The organism is Limnobaculum zhutongyuii, from assembly GCF_004295645.1.
Classification (GTDB): domain Bacteria; phylum Pseudomonadota; class Gammaproteobacteria; order Enterobacterales; family Enterobacteriaceae; genus Limnobaculum; species Limnobaculum zhutongyuii.
In genome coordinates, this window is sequence record NZ_CP034752.1 from 1,771,354 (window position 1) to 1,790,069 (window position 18,716).

The 18,716-nt window shown below is 42.8% G+C and carries 18 protein-coding genes, 1 pseudogene and 1 riboswitch; of the genes and pseudogenes, 12 read left to right on the top strand and 7 right to left on the bottom strand.

Annotated elements, in window-relative coordinates; translation table 11 throughout:
- Positions 1–185: 185 nt before the first annotated feature.
- Genes EKN56_RS07655 through EKN56_RS07665 form a run of 3 tightly spaced genes read left to right on the top strand, consistent with a single transcriptional unit; the run spans position 186 to position 2,789 of the window.
- Positions 186–1,421 (top strand): hypothetical protein, encoded by a 1,236-nt coding sequence (locus tag EKN56_RS07655; protein WP_130591230.1) that lies wholly within the window; start codon positions 186–188, stop codon positions 1,419–1,421.
- Positions 1,406–2,011, top strand: a complete 606-nt coding sequence (locus EKN56_RS07660; RefSeq protein WP_130591231.1) for a hypothetical protein — start codon at positions 1,406–1,408, stop codon at positions 2,009–2,011. The genes EKN56_RS07655 and EKN56_RS07660 overlap by 16 nt, the downstream gene beginning before the upstream one ends.
- Entirely contained in the window at positions 1,989–2,789 is an 801-nt protein-coding gene (locus tag EKN56_RS07665; protein ID WP_130591232.1) for a hypothetical protein, read from the top strand. Before EKN56_RS07660 ends, EKN56_RS07665 begins: the two co-directional genes overlap by 23 nt.
- Positions 2,790–2,898: 109 nt before the next feature.
- Here the strand turns inward: EKN56_RS07665 and EKN56_RS07670 are convergent, their stop codons facing one another.
- The gene (locus tag EKN56_RS07670) at positions 2,899–3,309 is read right to left on the bottom strand and encodes a YgiW/YdeI family stress tolerance OB fold protein (RefSeq protein ID WP_130591233.1); all 411 of its coding nucleotides are present in this window, start codon (positions 3,307–3,309) and stop codon (positions 2,899–2,901) included.
- Between the two features lie 177 nt (positions 3,310–3,486).
- Here EKN56_RS07670 and qseB point away from each other — a divergent pair, with 177 nt between their 5' ends.
- From qseB to EKN56_RS07690, 4 genes are all read left to right on the top strand, one after another.
- The gene (gene qseB / locus EKN56_RS07675; protein ID WP_130591234.1) at positions 3,487–4,149 is read left to right on the top strand and encodes a quorum sensing response regulator transcription factor QseB; all 663 of its coding nucleotides are present in this window, start codon (positions 3,487–3,489) and stop codon (positions 4,147–4,149) included.
- The gene (gene qseC / locus EKN56_RS07680) at positions 4,146–5,498 is read left to right on the top strand and encodes a quorum sensing histidine kinase QseC (RefSeq protein ID WP_130591235.1); all 1,353 of its coding nucleotides are present in this window, start codon (positions 4,146–4,148) and stop codon (positions 5,496–5,498) included. The genes qseB and qseC overlap by 4 nt, the downstream gene beginning before the upstream one ends.
- A gap of 56 nt (positions 5,499–5,554) precedes the next feature.
- Complete coding sequence (locus EKN56_RS07685) at positions 5,555–6,202, top strand: response regulator (protein ID WP_130591236.1); 648 nt, start codon at positions 5,555–5,557, stop codon at positions 6,200–6,202.
- Between the two features lie 245 nt (positions 6,203–6,447).
- On the top strand, positions 6,448–7,107 hold the full coding sequence (locus EKN56_RS07690) for a TetR/AcrR family transcriptional regulator (protein ID WP_130591237.1): 660 nt from the start codon (positions 6,448–6,450) through the stop codon (positions 7,105–7,107).
- Positions 7,108–7,217: 110 nt separating this feature from the next.
- On the opposite strand, the gene mntP is transcribed toward EKN56_RS07690, so the two are convergent.
- Positions 7,218–7,787: a manganese efflux pump MntP gene (mntP, locus tag EKN56_RS07695; RefSeq protein ID WP_130591238.1), complete on the bottom strand. Its 570-nt coding sequence runs from the start codon at positions 7,785–7,787 to the stop codon at positions 7,218–7,220.
- 9 nt (positions 7,788–7,796) lie between these two features.
- Positions 7,797–7,982, bottom strand: a riboswitch (yybP-ykoY riboswitch).
- A gap of 221 nt (positions 7,983–8,203) precedes the next feature.
- Between mntP and EKN56_RS07700 the strand changes: the two genes are divergently transcribed.
- Positions 8,204–8,947, top strand: coding sequence for an SDR family oxidoreductase (locus EKN56_RS07700; RefSeq protein ID WP_130591239.1), 744 nt, complete (start codon positions 8,204–8,206; stop codon positions 8,945–8,947).
- A 70-nt stretch (positions 8,948–9,017) separates the two neighbouring features.
- Here the strand turns inward: EKN56_RS07700 and EKN56_RS07705 are convergent.
- Both EKN56_RS07705 and dcuC read right to left on the bottom strand, forming a co-directional pair.
- Positions 9,018–10,195: pseudogene (locus tag EKN56_RS07705) on the bottom strand (sugar efflux transporter).
- A gap of 258 nt (positions 10,196–10,453) precedes the next feature.
- Positions 10,454–11,872 (bottom strand): anaerobic C4-dicarboxylate transporter DcuC, encoded by a 1,419-nt coding sequence (gene dcuC / locus EKN56_RS07710; RefSeq protein WP_130593638.1) that lies wholly within the window; start codon positions 11,870–11,872, stop codon positions 10,454–10,456.
- 740 nt (positions 11,873–12,612) lie between these two features.
- Here dcuC and EKN56_RS07715 point away from each other — a divergent pair.
- A complete protein-coding gene (locus EKN56_RS07715; RefSeq protein ID WP_130591240.1) occupies positions 12,613–13,224 on the top strand; it encodes a response regulator transcription factor in 612 nt (203 codons plus the stop codon).
- Between the two features lie 76 nt (positions 13,225–13,300).
- On the opposite strand, the gene ilvN is transcribed toward EKN56_RS07715, so the two are convergent.
- The 3 genes from ilvN to ivbL form a co-directional block, all read right to left on the bottom strand.
- Complete coding sequence (gene ilvN / locus EKN56_RS07720; protein WP_130591241.1) at positions 13,301–13,594, bottom strand: acetolactate synthase small subunit; 294 nt, start codon at positions 13,592–13,594, stop codon at positions 13,301–13,303.
- Between the two features lie 2 nt (positions 13,595–13,596).
- Positions 13,597–15,291, bottom strand: coding sequence for an acetolactate synthase large subunit (gene ilvB, locus EKN56_RS07725; protein WP_130591242.1), 1,695 nt, complete (start codon positions 15,289–15,291; stop codon positions 13,597–13,599).
- A gap of 112 nt (positions 15,292–15,403) precedes the next feature.
- A complete protein-coding gene (ivbL, locus tag EKN56_RS07730; RefSeq protein WP_108899406.1) occupies positions 15,404–15,499 on the bottom strand; it encodes an ilvB operon leader peptide IvbL in 96 nt (31 codons plus the stop codon).
- A 334-nt stretch (positions 15,500–15,833) separates the two neighbouring features.
- Here ivbL and EKN56_RS07735 point away from each other — a divergent pair, with 334 nt between their 5' ends.
- The 3 genes from EKN56_RS07735 to EKN56_RS07745 all read left to right on the top strand — a co-directional run bounded on the left by EKN56_RS07735 (position 15,834) and on the right by EKN56_RS07745 (position 18,677).
- Positions 15,834–16,262, top strand: a complete 429-nt coding sequence (locus EKN56_RS07735) for a universal stress protein (protein ID WP_130591243.1) — start codon at positions 15,834–15,836, stop codon at positions 16,260–16,262.
- Between the two features lie 379 nt (positions 16,263–16,641).
- Entirely contained in the window at positions 16,642–17,904 is a 1,263-nt protein-coding gene (locus EKN56_RS07740) for a putative DNA modification/repair radical SAM protein (protein ID WP_130591244.1), read from the top strand.
- An 8-nt stretch (positions 17,905–17,912) separates the two neighbouring features.
- Positions 17,913–18,677: a TIGR03915 family putative DNA repair protein gene (locus EKN56_RS07745; protein ID WP_130591245.1), complete on the top strand. Its 765-nt coding sequence runs from the start codon at positions 17,913–17,915 to the stop codon at positions 18,675–18,677.
- Positions 18,678–18,716: the final 39 nt, after the last annotated feature.

Consider the following 18,716-nt stretch of genomic DNA (forward strand, 5'->3'; position numbering starts at 1 on the left):
ATACATCGTTAAGCACGTTCATAAAGCGCGTGGATCTTCATAGTTACAACATCGTTATCAACGCATTTTGTCATTTAACAATTTGCACATCACCAGTATACTTAAATTAATTATTTGATTTAATGCGATATAAATAATGCTCAGCATTAAACAGTTCGCCCTCCAGATAGAAATAATATTCAAAGATGAAAAAGAGCTATTTTTTTACTGTAACGTTTAAACAATACGACCAAAATGCTCTCGGAATAAATCAGGAATTTCGTATATTGGCGGGCAATCAGGTTTTTTATGGGGAAAACCGAGCTTTTCGCCACGGCGAGTTATTAACAAAATTAGAGCAGGGAGATGAGGTTTGTATTGGTGCCAGTCAATTGAGTGATGGTAGCTACTATCTTCACTGGTTGTATTCTGCAGATAAGGGGGTAATGGAGCCTAAAAAACATCAATATGACTCTGTCACTCCATCACCAGTATCTTTGATAAAAAAGTTGGGCCTGATAGCAGCTCTTGGGACATTGGTGACTCTGACTGCGTTTTATTTCTGGGCATTATTGCTGGTTCTGGTTCCTGTATTAGTGGCGGGATATTTTTTTATTAAATATGCCAGTAATAGCCTTATTGCAGAAGATAAGTTTAATCAAGAACTCCAGAAAGGTCTCAATGCTGTTATGCAGGGAGACCGGTCATCGTGTTTGTCGGACGACAGTTTAATACCGCCACGACCACAGGAAGAGGCTGATAGGATAGATGACCTGAACGAAACATATAATAATTCTTTGGTACTGATTAGGGAAAAGGTCAATTCTGTTACCCGTCATCATCATATGTTGAAGATAAAATATGGTTACATGCATATTAATGAGGCTACTTTTCAGTGTCAGAATCAAAACTATAATATGTCCTATTACATTACAGATCCTCTTTTAGGGCCTAAATTTAATACTCATGAGCATCCGGTATTTTTAACCAAAAATGATAGCGTCACCCTGATATATAATAGGGAAAACAATAAGGTATGTGGCCTTTTCAATGAAATTGATGGTTCTGCTTATCTGAATAAAAATCGAATGTATATGTCACCTAAAGACTTTAAAGGAGCCTATTACTTTTTGTTTTTTATTTTCCTTTTTATGTTGTTTATTGTCAGTAGTATTAACATATTTGAATGGTGGGGGGCAGACGCATTACCAGACCGCTGGGACTGGATTGAGTATATAGAAGTAATGACTTTTTTTGGATTATTCTCAATATCCTTTTTTTGTGTATTGATGCTGATTCTTGAGATAACCAATTTGATTTTTTATCGTCGTTCCAGTCAGGGGCGTAACACGCAAATTACACGAAGCATGCTCTATTTATTACGACAACGTCAGGGAAGATCTAAAGTCATACAGGAACATATTGAATGTTTTCGTCGGTAAAAATACGAATAGCGACTCTGGTGATGCTGTTATCAGCAACGCTATTGCTAACCTATGGCATAGAATTCACCGGTTTTGCTGCTAAATGGCAATGGCAATCACATCATCTGGATGGGGAAACCTCTCAGGATATGGCTGATTATCAAATAAGCAGTTATTCTGATGGCGTTCTTATTACTGCCAGGGGTAGTGTTCTTAGTAAAGAGAGTAAACGTTATTATCAGGGCACTAGCTATGTAGCTAATATTTTACAAATTGACCTGTTCGCAAATGGCTCTCCTCCATTACTGGATGCACTGATTCCCGAACGAGCACAAAAAATACAAGACGTGCTGAACTACCGCCTCAATCTACCTTTGGAACCTTATGATTACAGGAAAAATAATAAAAGTGATTTATTTCCAATAACCCATGTTATGGCGGAGAAGAACGATAAACTCTATTTTAGTGCCCGTTTTGCCGGTGGCGTTACTGCTCAGGGCTGCGATGCTTCAGGTCATTGCTACATTATTACCGATGTGATGTATAAAGATAATCCGATTGTTTACTACTCTGATAATGGTGGACATGACTGGCAATGGTGGACATGACTGGCAATGGTTAAAGCTATGGCAATTGCCAAAGCGTGAGCGAATATCAGGTATGGAATTTATTAAGTTCTACAGTGGTAGTCACTATTTATTGTCATGGGGCGGACGGGTATACCAGACTCAGGATCTGGGAAAAAGCTGGTCACAGGTCGCCGATAGCTGGGAATTAGCATCAAAATACCAGGTTATTCTGAATAACAGAACCTCTCAAAATTATGAAGTCTCGCCAAATTATGAACGTCGTCAGTGGTTAGTGAATCAACAGGATCAAATAATTACGTGGTTACGAGTGACGGACAAAGAGGATTCAAGCCTTAAAAGAATATTATTTATCAGTATCAATATTCTGAATGGACAAGAAAATCAGACTCTCTGGGATGGCGGCATGACAATCATGGATATACAGCCGTCTCCTGATCGTGAAATCTATTTTGTGATGATAGAAGATACCCGACAAAATACACGGTCGCTCTATTCACTAAATCGATTGAATAATAATTTAATATACGATCCTATTCTGGAAACGGGGACGGAGCGTTTAGGGAAGCTTTATGTTGGCGAGCGGACATTTATCCTTGAGAGGAATCAGAGGGATCGCGAATATATAACATTTTCCAGCAATAACAGTATCAAGTGGCAGTCAATGGAGAAATTATCCGGGGAGAATATTATATTGGATGCACGGCATAATCGCCTGTTTCGTTTTCCTGAAACATATCAAATACCCGATCAGAAAAAGAGTGCAGGTCTTAACTATCAAGTCGTAGATCTGAAATAAAAATATTTGATTTGAGATAGTTATATAGAGAACCGGTTTATTTGCCCTGTAGCATACAAATAAAGACGATACAGGGGAACAAATAGTCGTTGTTCCCCTTATGTATTAATTAGTTAATCTTTTTAATTTGCTTCACATCAAGCTCAATGGAGTTCCAGTCTTTATCAATCTCTCCCTGTAGTTCTACAGTATCCGCAGGAGAGATAGTCAGACCATTCCAGCGTTTATGGTCAATATCAACATTAATGGTGCCGGTTTTATCACGGAAAACATACAACTCTTTACCAATTTGCTGCTCGATATTTCCCTGCAGGGTAACCCAGGTATCATCACTCATGGTTAAGGCTTTCTCAACCGTCATGGTGCCTGCATTCGGGCCTGAAAATCCGCCACCTTGCTGAGCGGGTGCGGTAGTCGTTGCTCCGGGCCCGCTGAATCCACCATTTGAAGCGCTATTTTGAGCAAAGACAGGCGCACTGGCTAATGTGGCAACCAAAGCTAACATCGTTAATTTTTTCATGTTTTATTCCCTCAATGACAGGTGATCTACTCTTTTCATCGATGATTAAATCACTAAGTTCTTAACAGGATCTTAATAGAATGAAAATAAAAAATATTTTTGCAGAACCGGATTTCGGCAATAGCCATGCCGGAGTTTATCCTGTAAAAATGGGCCGTTAATCAACGGGAGGACATTATGCGCATCTTGCTAATTGAAGATGATAGGCTGATTGGTGACGGAGTCAAATCCGGACTTACTAAACTCGGATTCAGCGTGGACTGGTTTTCTGAAGGGAAAAGCGGTCAACGTGCAATTGATGCCGCACCTTATGATGCCGTTGTTCTCGATCTCTCTTTGCCGGGTATTGACGGTATGGATATTTTGCGTGACTGGCGTAAAAGCGGTCATGATGTACCGGTACTCATTTTAACGGCCCGTGATGCATTAGAGCAGCGTATTGATGGGCTGCAACAGGGAGCTGATGACTATTTGTGCAAGCCTTTTGCCCTGACGGAAGTAGCGGCACGATTGCAGGCTTTGATTCGTCGGCGTCATGGACAGCTTACGCCAACGCTCTCTTACGGACATGTGGTGTATGAGCCCGCAACCATGAGCGTAACCAGCCACGGAGAGCCGGTGATCCTGAAACCCAGAGAGTTGGCAATTCTGGAGCTGTTTTTACATAACATCGGCCGGGTTCTGCCACGTTCACTGATTGAAGAAAAACTGTATAACTGGGATGAAGAGGTCTCCAGCAATGCGGTTGAAGTCCATATTCACCATTTGCGACGTAAACTGGGTAACGACTTTATCCGTACGGTACATGGGGTGGGATATACACTGGGGGACAATAAGTGAAAACACTGAGTTTGCGACTGCGTCTGATCCTTCTGTTTATTCTGCTGGTGGTAGTGACCTGGTCGATAGCCAGCTTTCTGACGTGGCGACAAACCAGCAAAAATATCGATGAAATATTTGATACTCAGCAAATGATCTTTGCCAAGCGACTTTCCGTATTGCAACCCGAAACCATTGGTAATATTTCGCAGCAGTTACCTAAAACTAAAAAGCTATTACGCCATAATCGAGGCGCTCAGGATGATGATGCTTTAGCTTTTGCCATATTTACTCCCGATGGGAAAATGGTGCTACATGATGGTGATAATGGCAGTAATTTTATCTTCAACTATCATCAGGATGGCTTTGCAAATAGCGCCATTAATGAGGATGACGATCTGTGGCGGATTGTCTGGTTAAAAACGGCGGATAATCGCTATATTGTCGCCGTCGGTCAGGAGTTGGATTATCGCGATGACATGCTGGAAGATCTGCTAATTTCACAGCTCAAACCCTGGTTAATAGCGCTACCATTGATGGCATTATTGATGGTCTGGCTAATTACGCGGGAATTAAAACCGTTACGTCATATCGCTAACCAGCTTAATCGACGTCAGCCCGATGATGAATCGCCGCTCATCACTACCCGGCTTCCCGGTGAAATTCAGCCAATCGTTGAGGCGCTCAATAGACTATTTACCCGTATCGGTACAATGCTGGTGCGGGAGCGTCGTTTTACCTCTGATGCTGCCCATGAACTGCGTAGTCCTTTAGCCGCTCTCAGAGTGCAGACCGAAGTGGTGCAAATATCCGGTGATGATGAAGGGATGCGTCAGCATGCACTGGCGAACCTAACGGATGGCATTGATAGATCTACACGAGTGGTGGATCAGTTACTGATGCTTTCACGACTGGATTCATTTTCACAGTTAGATGATGTGCAGCAAGTTGAGTGGCCGAAGTTGCTACAGAGCGCTATTGCTGATATCTACCCTAAAGCGCAGGCGGAAAATATGGATATCCGTTTAGATATTCATCAGGAGCCCGCACCCATTAAGGGGCAACTGCTGTTGTTATCCGTTCTGTTGCGTAATTTGTTGGATAATGCCATTCGTTACGGTCGGCAAGGTAGCACCATCATGGTGACGTTAGACCAACATAGCGTTAGCGTGGAGGATCAAGGTCCCGGCGTTAGTGATGAATATTTGCAACGTATTGGTGAACGCTTCTTTCGACCGCCTGGTCAGGAAAAAACCGGTAGCGGGTTAGGGTTGTCTATAGTGCAGCGTATTGCACATTTGCATGGATTAGACGTCAAATTCAGTAATCGTGAGCAGGGTGGATTTAAGGTGGTAATTAGCTGGCATTAACCGGTTAATTTATATTATTTTATTGGCGTAACAATTAATTAAACAGGAGCTCCGGCATGAGGATTCTGCTGGTTGAAGATGATGAGTTAATCGGTGATGGAATTCAGGTTGGTCTGACTGAGTTTGGTTTCACTATTGACTGGTTTAATGATGGTTTACAGGGGCAAAATGCTATTCATGCTGCGCCTTATGATGCAGTAATCCTTGATTTGAGCCTGCCCCATATTGATGGGTTGGACATTCTCAAATATTGGCGTCAGAAAAAAATAGATACACCGGTACTGATTTTAACTGCCCGTGATGCAATAAAAGAGCGGGTGAGTGGATTACAGTTCGGTGCGGACGACTATTTGTGTAAACCGTTTGCTCTGGAAGAGGTTGCAGCCCGCCTTCAGGCGTTAGTCCGTCGTCGCCATGGGCAGCTAAGCTCAGTGATTCAATATAAAGATATCGTATTAGATACTGCCAACTATGTGGTGACTAAAGCGGGTGAACCCGTGGTACTCACCTCCAGAGAATTAAAGCTGTTAGAACTGTTTTTACTCAGCCAGAATAGGGTGTTAAGCAAAGCGTTAATACAAGAAAAGTTATATTCATGGAGTGATGACGTTAGTAGTAATACGGTAGAAGTCCATATTCACAATTTACGACATAAATTACAAATAGAATATCATTACACTTTAGCCGGGCAACTTTTCTCATAAATGACTATCTCTGAAAATTAAGAATTTGCGAGTAGTTTGTAGTTAATCAGCTAATCCTTAATCAATTATTAAGTGATTAAGGATAGACGTTATGAGGAAAAAGATTGCGGTTGTAGTTATCGCCTGATGAAATTTTACTTGTTGAAATTATTAAATTTATTTGATTTCATTAAATTATCTTTATTATTGAAATATTTTGATACTATATTTAAAGCAAGACTGTTAATACAAAGCAGAGGCAATAAATGGAATCTGGTATTGAAGAACGTGAACTGACCAATTTAAAAAGAAGAAAATATAATCTTCTGATTAAACAGGCCATGAAATTATTTGAAAAGGGCGCTTTTCCAACCGTGACGGAATTAGCTACAGAAGCTCAGGTATCCCGGGCAACGGCTTATCGTTATTTTCCTACTCAAAGCGATCTGATTTCTGCCGTAGTGGATGAAAGCCTTAAACCCATTATTTTATGGCAGCCAGAACAAACCAGTGTTGAAGAGCGGGTTAATGAATTACTGAGTTTTGCTTATCCGCAAATGTTTAAACATGAAGGTGCACTGCGAGCGGCATTGTTGTTGTCTTTGCAGCAGTGGGCAGAAGAGCGGGCATCACAGTTTAAATCAGAAACGGATGATACCGTTGATGTATCAACTAAACGGGAGAAGCTGGTCAGAGGCCATCGTAAACAGATTCTTAAACAGGTTACCGCACCGCTTAATGATGAATTGTCGGTGGAATTGGTAGAAAAAGTAAACCACGCTTTGTCGATTATCTATGGCTCGGAAGTCTTCATGGTATTAAAAGATATCTGGCAATTGGAAAATGATGATGTTCAGGCCGTAACACAATGGATAGCCAAAGCGATACTGAATCAAGCCAGAGCAGATGCAGAGCAGGAAAAGTAACTAAAGATAGACAACGGCATAGCATTAATAAAGATTAACCAGCAGGAAAGCCAACAGCCGTTAATATCGCCCATGTGTGGATGGGCGATAGTAGTTGTCAGGATAGGCTTTTATGCTGCCCACTCTAAATGTTCAAGTAGGATATTAATACCTATACCAATCAGGATAATTCCGCCAATAATTTCGGCTCGTTTACCGAGAATGGGGCCAATAAAGCGACCTACCATCATTCCCAGCGTTGCCATAATCATGGTTGCCAGACCAATTGCCATTGCGGTGTGAATAATATTAACCTGCAACAGGGCAAGGCCAACGCCAACGGCCATGGCATCCAGACTGGTAGCAAATGCCGTAGTGACAAGAATCAGGAAAGAGTGGCGGCGCAATTTTGGCGCATCAGCTTCAGGTTGCTTAGAACCTTCAACAATCATGCGGCAACCTAATATAAACAGTAAGGTAAACGCCACCCAGTGATCCCACTCGGCAACATATTGGCCAGCGACCAGCCCAATTCCCCAGCCAATTAATGGTGTAATTGCTTCAATACAGCCGAAAATGAGTCCTGTGCGGAATGCTTCCCTGAAACGGGGTTTATGCAGAATAGCGCCTTTACCTACAGAAGCCGCAAACGCATCCATAGACATACCAAAAGCAAGAATAAGTGTAGCAGAAAGGTTCACTGTTTAGTTTCTCCGGCCGGGGCTCCTCATATACATATTGGGCACCTCCCAACCTACAGTGTGCGCAATATGTCTATGGTCTCGCCTACCTGACGGTTGCCTGCACCACGCTGAACTAGATTGTTCATGCGAGTATGTTGATACAGGCGCTTTTGTTGTGTTAACAAAAACCGGCTACTCCCCAATGACGGCAGGCAGTTTAACACTCGTTGTCAGGATAGCCAAGAATAAATAACTCAATGATATCAAAGAGTAAATTAAATGATTCTTATTATCATCTGGCAATGATGTGATTATATCGGCTAGCTGTATGAAATAAAAACAGTTAACTTTCTACACATTAAGATCCTGCTGGCGATAGACTAAAATAAATCATAGTCATAATGTGAAACAGACCAATCAGGTAGGATAAATTTATGAAACAACAGGCTATAAAAAAGGTAGCTTTAATTACCGGAGCATCCCGGGGAATTGGTGCGGCTATCGCAGAACGTTTGGCGTCTGATGGTTTTTCTGTGGTTATCAACTATGCAGGTAATCAGGTCATGGCGGATGAGCTGGTTCATCAACTGCAATTAGAAGGGGCTCAGGCCATAGCCATTCAGGCTGATATTAGTGATGCTAATGCGGTTAAACGGCTATTTGATGAAGCGGAAACGGCTTTTGGTGGCATCGACATTCTGGTTAATAACGCTGGGGTGATGGCTCTGTCACCGGTTGAAGAGATGAGTGATGCTGATGTTGATCGCCTGTTGGATATTAATCTGAAAGGAACATTTTACACCTCTAGGGAAGCGGCAAAGCGATTAAAACACGGCGGCAGAATCATCAATTTTTCCTCATCGGTGGTTGCCTTACTTCAGCCGGGTTATGGTATGTATGCGGCAACGAAAGCGGGAGTAGAGGCATTAACCAGCGTAATGGCTAAAGAGATGCGTGGCCGTAACATTACCGTGAATAGCATTGCTCCGGGACCAACGGCAACTGAATTATTCCTGAATGGTAAATCCCCGGAGTTGGTTGAGAAGCTGGCTCATCTGGCGCCGTTAGAGCGTTTAGGGCAGCCAGAAGATATCGCTTCAGCAGTATCGTTTTTAGCTGGTCCCGATGGGACTTGGGTCAATGGACAGACGCTACGGGTAAATGGCGGGATTATTTAGTGATTAAATAAGCACAGCAGTATCTTTTACCAGGATACTGCTGGATTTCAATTGATTCACTGTTAGTGCATTATGCCGCTTTAATTTTTAGCAAACACAGGGTTGCTGCCAGACACATGGCGGCGGCTATATAGAATACGGTGTGAAAACTCCATAGCTCGGCTACGGTACCAGCCAGCGAACCGGCAACAATCCAGCCAACCCGCACAGTATTGGTAAACAAAGTTGTGGCGGCACCAGCCTGACCAGGCATCAGATCCTGAAAATAGAGCATGCCAATCCCCGCTAAGATACCGATAAAAATGGCATTCAGTAGCTGTAGAGCCAGCAATATCCAGGGGAAGTAAAGAAGAATAACCCAATATAGAATAGTAAACCGGCAATAATGGCGTAGTGCATGAGTTTACGTTTACCCAATCGCTGGGCGTAATAACCTGCGATCAACATAACCGGGATTTCTAAACCGGCGGCCGTTCCCATCATTACTCCGGCCAGCTTTTCAGGCAATTGTAATTCACTAATCAGATACAGTGGCATATTGATGATATACATGCCGTTACAGGTCCACATCAGAGAACTAACAATAAATAGCAACAGCACCGATTGTCGATTCTGGCGTGGGGCTTGAATCGGGGTATTACTTGCCTGTTTCGCCTTGGGCATAGAAGGTAAGGCATACCAAACCACGACAGAACAGAGTACAAATGCGATAGCTGCAGAGAAATACATGGTTTTAAAACCAAATCCCAGAGCCAATGCAAAAGCTAATGGTGGGCCAATCACCCAGGCCAGTGATATCTGGGCGCGTAAAATGGAGCTAAACATTACCGCTTCACGTCCGGTTTTATCCGCATGTTCTCTGGCCAGAGCAAATAGCTGCGGCGTTGCCGTTGAGCCAAAGGTGGATAACACCACACCAACCGTTAGCAGCAGAAAATAGTTGCGGTTAAAAGCATATAAAATGCAGCCTAATGCGCCAAACAAACAGCAGCGAATAATCAGCATTTTTCGGTCGCCCGACTTATCCGAGTAACTGGCGATCATCTGGCTGATAATAATGCCAATAATAGCGCTACCGGTATAAAACAGGCCGACCAGAACGGGGCGAGTTTGTACCTCTGTGGTTAAAAACAGACTCAGGGTTGGCGTCTGTAATGCACCGGCAATGCCGGTTAAAAAGGCAATAAACAGAAAAGCCAGCGACGTGATATCCGTCATTTGTTTTAAAGAGGCAGGGAGTGATCGCATAGAGTGAATCGTTTCAAATAATGAACTGCGCGGATAATACGCCGTTTAAATTGAAATAAAAAGGCGTTTTAATTCTATAACTTAGTGATAACAAAAATATTAATGTTTATTGGCGATCAAATAATTGGTTAATCAATAACCTGAGTTGACTATTTCATTAAGATTATTCTTTGACCAAATGTGCGGTATTCATCAGATGTGAACAGAAGGGATTAAATAAGCTATCGCCGAATATTATCGGCGATAGCAATAGAATAACTACAGGTTTAGCGGCACCTTTAAGTGCGATGCAATAATAACCACGATCATACCAACAATCATCGGTACTGATGTACGCTTAACCACTTCGAACGGTGATATTTTTGCCATCCCTGAAGTAGCAACTACCACGCCCGACACCGGAGACATACTACGACCGATATTTGATGCCTGTAGCATAGGAATAACCAGATAGGCTGGGTTGATGCCCATCTGATCTGCCAGCTTAGGAATAAATTCCACGAAGGCATAAAACGGCGCATTACCGGAACCCGTTGCCATAGCGGCCAACATAGTGATAACCACCAGAACCAGCATCATGATCAGAGCGCCGCCGCCAGAAGATTCAGCCAACTGAATCAGACCCGCAATAAACCCGATAGAGCTTAAACCCTGAGCAAAGATCCCTGCAGCAACCAACAGCATAACCACAGTAACAAAGGCATCGCCCATCGCCTGATAGGCGGAGTCTAAACCGGCAAACATCTTCTTGGCACTGAAGGTGCGTAAAAACTCAATAATTGCCGTTAACACCATGCAGATAATAATGATGGTAATGATGTTCAGGTTAGGAATTACGTGGGCAACACCTTGTTCATTAGTGAACGGCAGGCTGATTTTGCCTGAGAAGATTAATACACCGATAATCGGCAGAAATGGCAAAATAGCGTAAGCCACTGGCGCATGGGTTTTAATTTGTGAGACATCCAGCCTTTCGCTGACGACATTCTCTTTTTTATCCAGATAGCGCTGCCAAAAGAAATGAGTAATGGCGATAGCAATAATAGCAATGATGGAAATAGGCAACGTAGTATGGAAAGCAAATTCAATTAGCTTATCACCACCCATTTTGGAGGCTTCAGCCGCCACAATCACATCACCGGAAGTTGGAGATAAGATAATCGCAGCAGGAGATGCACAAATTGCGGTTGCTGCACCCCGACTGATTCCCACATTCACCATTAGTGGAAACAGGGTGGCCATTAATAATACGCCCAGTCCGGTAGCAGATGATACCGCCAGAGACATCAAACAAGCGACGAAATAGGCGGCGATCATCAATATATATGGGGAGTTAATATACTTGAGTGGATGGGAGGCCAGCTTGACCACCATATCATTTGCGCCAATATGCGTCATATAGGCAGCAAATCCACACAGAATCATAATCATCATGCCCAGATCGGCTGCCCGGTTACTTAACAACGTTTTCATAAATTCAAAAACGTCAGTTAGCAGGAATCCGGTGGATGCCTTTTCTGCCAGAATCGGACGACCCAACGAAATGCTAATTAATAGCAGTAACAGACCGCCGATCAGTAGTACTCCGGTAGCAGAATACCCCTTGATAATGTAGTAACCCACCGCAATGGCGACAATCGCGCCAATCAGTAGGTTTACCGTATATGGAACATCCATCATATTTTTCTCCAAGATGAGACACATAAAATAGCAGCACAATAAACGCGTCGAGTACAAAAAAATGATGTGTACTATACAGATTTAACAAATGTGGTGCATCGATTGGATGAATAATGTGATCAGTGTCTTGAAGTTCATGGTAATGAACCAGTTAAAACTGTATGGCTAGCATCATCTACTGGTTTTTTTGATTATATTAGTGTCGGTTACTATATCGCTATTATATCAACAGTTTTTTCATTATCTGAGATGCATAGTATTCTTCGTAGCGCGAGGTCCAATATTGGATAGTGAACTGATATCAGGCAGGGGACATTAAGCACTATTATTCTTTGCAACGCCTCTGTGGTTATGAGTCAAGTATCCAATATTGAGCAATTGACTTTTATATCAGCACGACTATCCGAGATCACCGCTCAGAAGCCGTATTCAAGGGATGTCCAAAATAGGACAGTGAAATCGTAGTCAATGAGTGTTTTATCGAGTTATTATTTTTGCAACATGTTTGGGCTGATATTTCAAGTGTCAAATATAGGACAGGTAGAGTTCAATTTTCGGTACTTTAGAACGTCATTACCTAACGTAATACCCAATATATTTTGTCAGGTATAGTTTGGCTGGATATTTACGAACTATAGGGTGTTGTTCTTATATACAATATAAATCGGGATATTTCATTATCATCTAATGATGAAATGCTCGAGTGGAAGAATAGTATTTAATCGAGGATGTTATAAATGAAACAACAAGTTATTCGTACATTGATCGTTGATAGTAATCAGTTCGTTTGTTTCGCGATTAGCGAATTACTAAAAGATGCGGATTGTCTTGAAGTAATAACCGTAACCAATACTACGGATAATATTGCTGAACGAGTAAGTAGTTTAAATATTGATCTGGTTTTAATTAGTATTGATCTGATAAATTCAGGCAGAGATAAACTGGTAGAAGGGATTCGTAGCATTAGCCCGGAAACTAAAATTATTGCTTTAGTATCAGAAACATCTGGTATGAATATTCTGAATGCTATGAAGTACTCTATTGATGGAATTATTGATAAGACACATGATATTAAATCATTAATCTTAGTCTCTCAATTGGTCATTGATGGATTCCAATGCATTCCTAAATATAACCTTTATGATGATGACGTTAAAAGAATTGATTCATTATTTAAACGAGAATACGAAATATTTCAATACATATCTCAGGGTATGAGCAATAAAGACATTGGCGACAAAATTAATATTAGTGTGAAAACCGTGAGTGTTCATCGCTATAATATTATGTATAAACTCAATATTAAAAATTCAATGGACCTGTATAAACTTTGTGGTTTACCAGGATAATCATTATGAAACCTGAATTAGGTTTAATTTTCCTGTGAGGGTAGTTAAAGTTACCCTCACAGAGAAAATCGTTATATTACTGTATAAAACTTCTTAGTTGGTCAAATACACCTAAATCTTCACTGTATTTGACCTGTTGTACGTCTTCCAGTTTTTCTACCTGACTGACCATCTGGGACAGACGTTGATCTTTTTGGACTAAAAGCCAGATCCGGCTCTGTGTATCGCCTTTTAATGGCATACAGAGAATGCCTTCTACGTTAAATGCCCGGCGGGCAAACAAGCCACAAATATGTGACATAACACCCGGATGGTTGCGAACAATTAGCTCTAAAGCGATTTGATGTTGTTGAGACTGTTCTGTAGACATAATTAAGCTCCAACCATTTCGATGTTAGCGGCACCCGGTGGCACCATCGGGAAAACTTTCTGATTAATATCGATTAACGCGTGAATCAAGCAAGGGCCTGGGCGGCGAATGGCTTCTGCCAGTGCGGCTTCCGGGTCTTGTTCGGTATTCAGATCGCAAGTATCCATGCCAAAACCAGCGGCAATTTTAATAAAGTCGGTACGGTAAGGGTAAGCCGCAGCAAAAATGCGCTCCTGATAAAACAGCGTTTGCTGTTGGTGAACCAGACCTAGTGCCTGATTATTCATCAGAATAATTTTCACATCCAGATTATGCTCAACTGCCGTTGCCATTTCCTGAATATTCATCATCAGGCTGCCATCTCCGGAGAAGCATAAAACTTTACGATTGCGATCCGCCAGCGCGGCGCCAATGGCAGCTGGTAAGCCAAAACCCATGGTGCCTAACCCACCTGATGTTAACCACTGACGATGGCGACACAGTGGATAGGCCTGAGCAACCCACATTTGATGCTGTCCTACATCGGTAGTAATAACCGCCTCACAATCAACGGCACGGGCGGCGGCCAGCACCAACCCATAATGGCTTAATGGGTTATCCGCATCTGGCATTTGAACCGGATATTGCTGGCGGAACTGGTTAACTGTTTCAATCCATTCGCTACGAGGTTGTGCCGTAATTTGAGGTAATAGCTGCTCTAAAACCTGACCTACATCCGCATGAATAGCAATTTGTGGTTGGCGAATCTTACTCAGTTCAGCGCGGTCGATATCCACATGAATGATTTTGGCATTCGGACAGAATTGTTCTGCTTTACCAATAGCGCGATCGTCAAAGCGTGCGCCCATAACAATCAACAGATCGGATTCTTGTAAAATCAGGTTGGTGCTACGATTGGCATGCATTCCCAGCATCCCCAACGATAATGGATGCTCAGCGGGCAGGGTTCCCAGCGCCATTAAGGTCATGGTAGTTGGCAGATTAGCGCGCTCTGCCAGCGCTATCGCCAGTTTATGGGCGTCAGCACAAATAATTCCGCCCCCCAGATACAGCACCGGTCGCTTTGCCTGATTAATCATGTCAGCGGCCTGAGCCACTAAGGCTGTATCAAACATTGGCGGTTGATCGGGTACCGGAATTGGCGGTAGTTCACTCAGTTCGATAGTGGCGGTTTGAACGTCTTTAGGAATATCAATCCATACCGGGCCGGGGCGACCAGATTCAGCAATACGAAATGCATCGCACATAATCTTAGGTAATTCACTAATATTCCGTACCAGATAGTTATGTTTAGTGATAGGAATCGAAATACCGTAGGTATCTACTTCCTGAAAGGCATCGGTACCAATCATGCTGGAAGCAACCTGACCGGTAATACAGACTAAGGGAACTGAATCTAATTTGGCATCGGCAATCGCCGTTACCAGATTGGTAGCGCCAGGGCCGCTGGATGAGATACAAACGGCAGCTTTACCGGTAGAGCGAGCCATTCCCTGAGCAATAAAGCCAGCACCTTGTTCATGACGTGCCAGCACATGATGAATAATCGTACTTTGCCCCAGTGCATCATACAGTGGTAACGCTGCACCTCCAGGAATGCCTGCGACCGTCTTGATCCCTTGACGTTCCAGTAAATAAACAATTAACTCAGCACCCGTAAAACGGGTCCGTTGATGTGGCATACCCGAAGTGGCCATAATTTTTTCCTTTACGTTAGGCCGGGCACTCGGGGCAGGGAGTCTATAAAGCAGAAACCCCGCCCGGTTTGCGCCGGCGGGGTTTCGAAATCGTTACGTTGATTAGGACCCGTTACGGCGCACTGCCGACGACCACCACCACACGCACGACGACCACCGCGGCAGGTTGCGCGGTAAGGAGGAGAGTCGAAGTGAATTGAGATGGCATCACAGGGTTTACCTTTTCAATATATAAAATGTCAGTACCGTTAATAAAAGCACAGTGGTGAAACATGCACAACCCGGTTTGATTAATTTTTTTGTTTAGACATAAAAAATGAGAGGTTTATCACTGTATAACCGGGAGCATCGTCATGCTCCCTGAGCTGTCTTCAGGCCCTCATTATGCGTAGTCTAATTTTATTTTCTGGTAAGGTTATTTTTCATACAAACTAATTTCGGGTATCGATAGTTCAATAAGTTAACCAGCTCACAACAGATTATCCATTTCTCCGATATAATTAAAAAGATGATCCAGGTATACAAAAATAGGAGCGTGCAACATGTACAAATCTATTTTAGTACCCGTAGATATCATGGAAGACGAATTAACCCGCAAAGCATTGGAATACGCGGTGCATTTGGCGAAACAGTCAGACGCTAAAATCCGACTGCTTCATGTATTTCCCATGTCAACAACCATCATCAATTCTTACGAGTTAGGCTATATGGAGCTGCAAGATAAAGCAGCGGTTAAAGCCAAGAAAAAACTGGAAGAAATTGCAGCCACTATCGACTTGCCTAAAGATCGCGTTTCTTATTCAATGAGTTTTGGATCTGTCAGAGATGAGATTGTCGAGGTTACCGGGCAGATTGGCGCTGACTTAATTGTTATTGGCTCCAAACGACCTAATATAAAAACACACTTATTAGGATCTAATGCTTCCAGCATTGTTCGCTACGCAACCACATCGGTGCTTATTGTAAGGTAAGCCTGATGGTTCACCATTCTGTGATGGGCCGTCGGATGATGGCTCATCACATATAACTTTTCATTTGAATGGTGATTAAACCAAGAAAATTGAAATTTAAGAATATTCCGCCCGTGATGGCATTGTGCTTATCTTGATAATGTGCCCGGTCGGAAAACAATTTGTACTTAACATTGGAGTGCATCAGGCAGCTAAAGCTGCTACGACCCCCACGCTAGTCCCTCCCGATGATTGGTTATATTGAGTTCTTTTATCCGTTTGATTCAATTTGTATTGTTACTTTTCTCACTGACTTCTGTTGTTCTGGTGATTATCAAATATTGATGACTGTATATTTATACAGTATATTGGTAATAAATGATAACGCCCGGAGAGCAACATGAAAGAGAGTGTACTTCACAAGCTGACCATTCTGGCGGAGTCAGCAAAATACGATGTCTCCTGTTCGTCCAGTGGAACCATACGACGTAACAAAGCAGGGATGACAGGCAGTACCAGCGGTTGGGGAATTTGTCATAGTTTTACTGAAGACGGTCGCTGTGTATCGTTACTGAAAATATTGCTGACTAATTTCTGTCTGTTTGATTGTGCTTATTGTGTTAATCGCCGCAGTAACGATATTGAACGGGTCGCCTTTACGCCTGGTGAGCTTGCGGAACTGACGATTGAATTTTATCGACGCAACTATATTGAAGGGTTGTTTCTTAGCTCAGGAGTGATAAAAAGTCCCGATCACACCATGGAGAAAATGCTGCGGGTCGTGAAAGATTTACGCACAATTCACCACTTCAATGGCTATATCCATATGAAAACAATTCCGGGAGCCAGTCAGGAACTGGTTCATCAGGCAGGATTGTATGCCGATCGATTGAGTGTGAATCTGGAAATCCCGCTGGAACAGGATCTGAAACTGCTGGCACCAGAGAAAGATCATCAGAGTGTGTATAAGCCTATGCACTACATTCAACAAGGCATGGTGCAAAGCCTCGAAGAGCGGCGTAAATTTCGTTCAGCTCCCCGTTTTGCGCCAGCAGGACAAAGTACTCAAATCATTGTTGGTGCAGCTAAAGATAATGATAAAGATATTCTGCACCTCTCATCCGCGTTGTATCAGCGTCAAAGTATGAAACGCGTTTATTACTCCGGATATATCCCGGTAAATACCTATGATAAACGCTTACCGGTAGTGAAAGATTCCAGCCTGAAACGGGAGAATCGACTGTATCAGGCGGACTGGCTAATGCGTTTCTATCAGTTTAATGCCAACGAGATCCTTGATGATAAAAGTCCTTATCTTGATTTAGATATGGACCCTAAGCTGGCCTGGGCTATTCGCCATCCGGAACGCTTTCCGGTTGATGTCAATACGGCAGATTACGCCACGATATTGCGCATTCCTGGTGTTGGTGTGAAATCGGCAAAAATGATTATGGTGGCCCGAAAACATGGGCGACTGAACCTGAATGGCTTAAAGAAAATCGGCGTAGTGCTAAAACGAGCTCAGTACTTTATTACCAATAATGAACTGCCACATTACACCATTCATGAAGCGACGCCGGAGTATGTCAAACGTGTGTTACGGGATACACCGTCATTGCCATCACCCGCAGAGCAACAGCTCTCATTCGGTTTTACCGATTAGGGGATGTGATGTCTATTTTCTATTATGACAAAACGTTTGATGGCCTGTTAAGCGTAGTATTTGATGCTTACAAGATTAAGCATTTTCCTCAGGCGCTATTGGCAGAAGGTGACATTGAGCCGATGTTTATGGAAAGGGTTCACACAACGGTTACTGACTCAGGTAAGTCTGACCGGGTATGGACTGCTCTGCGCAAAAAGTTATCCAAACAGGCACTGAATCATATTCATCACGTCTGGCAATCAGAATTGCCAGAGGCAGACTATTTGATATTTCGCTATATTCGCAAAGTGATCGATTCATCCCATTCCGTTGAAACACACTTTGCTGATGAAGATGTGATGGCGATGCTAAAACTGGCCAAAAAGGTGAGTAAAGACACCATGTATCTGATCGAGTTTGTCCGTTTTCAGAAAACCACACAGAACATTTTTTTTGCTCCAGTGGCGCCGGACTACAATACGCTACCATTAGCCTTACGCCATTTTATTGATCGCTTTGCCGATCAGCATTGGGCGCTGTATGACATTCGCCGTGGATATGGTTTTTATTATGATTTGCAACGAGTTGAACAAATAACCTTACCGGATGAAAATGCTCTGATTGATGGAAAAATTAACCCTACGTTGTTAGCAGAAGATGAGCAGCAATTCCAGACGCTGTGGCGAAACTATTTTAAAGCAATAACCATCAGAGAAAGAATTAATAAGCGACAGCAACGCCAACATATGCCCGCTCGCTTTTGGCATTTACTACCGGAAATGCAAAATTAACGTTATGGTATAGCCCTGCAAATAGACAACATGTTGGGT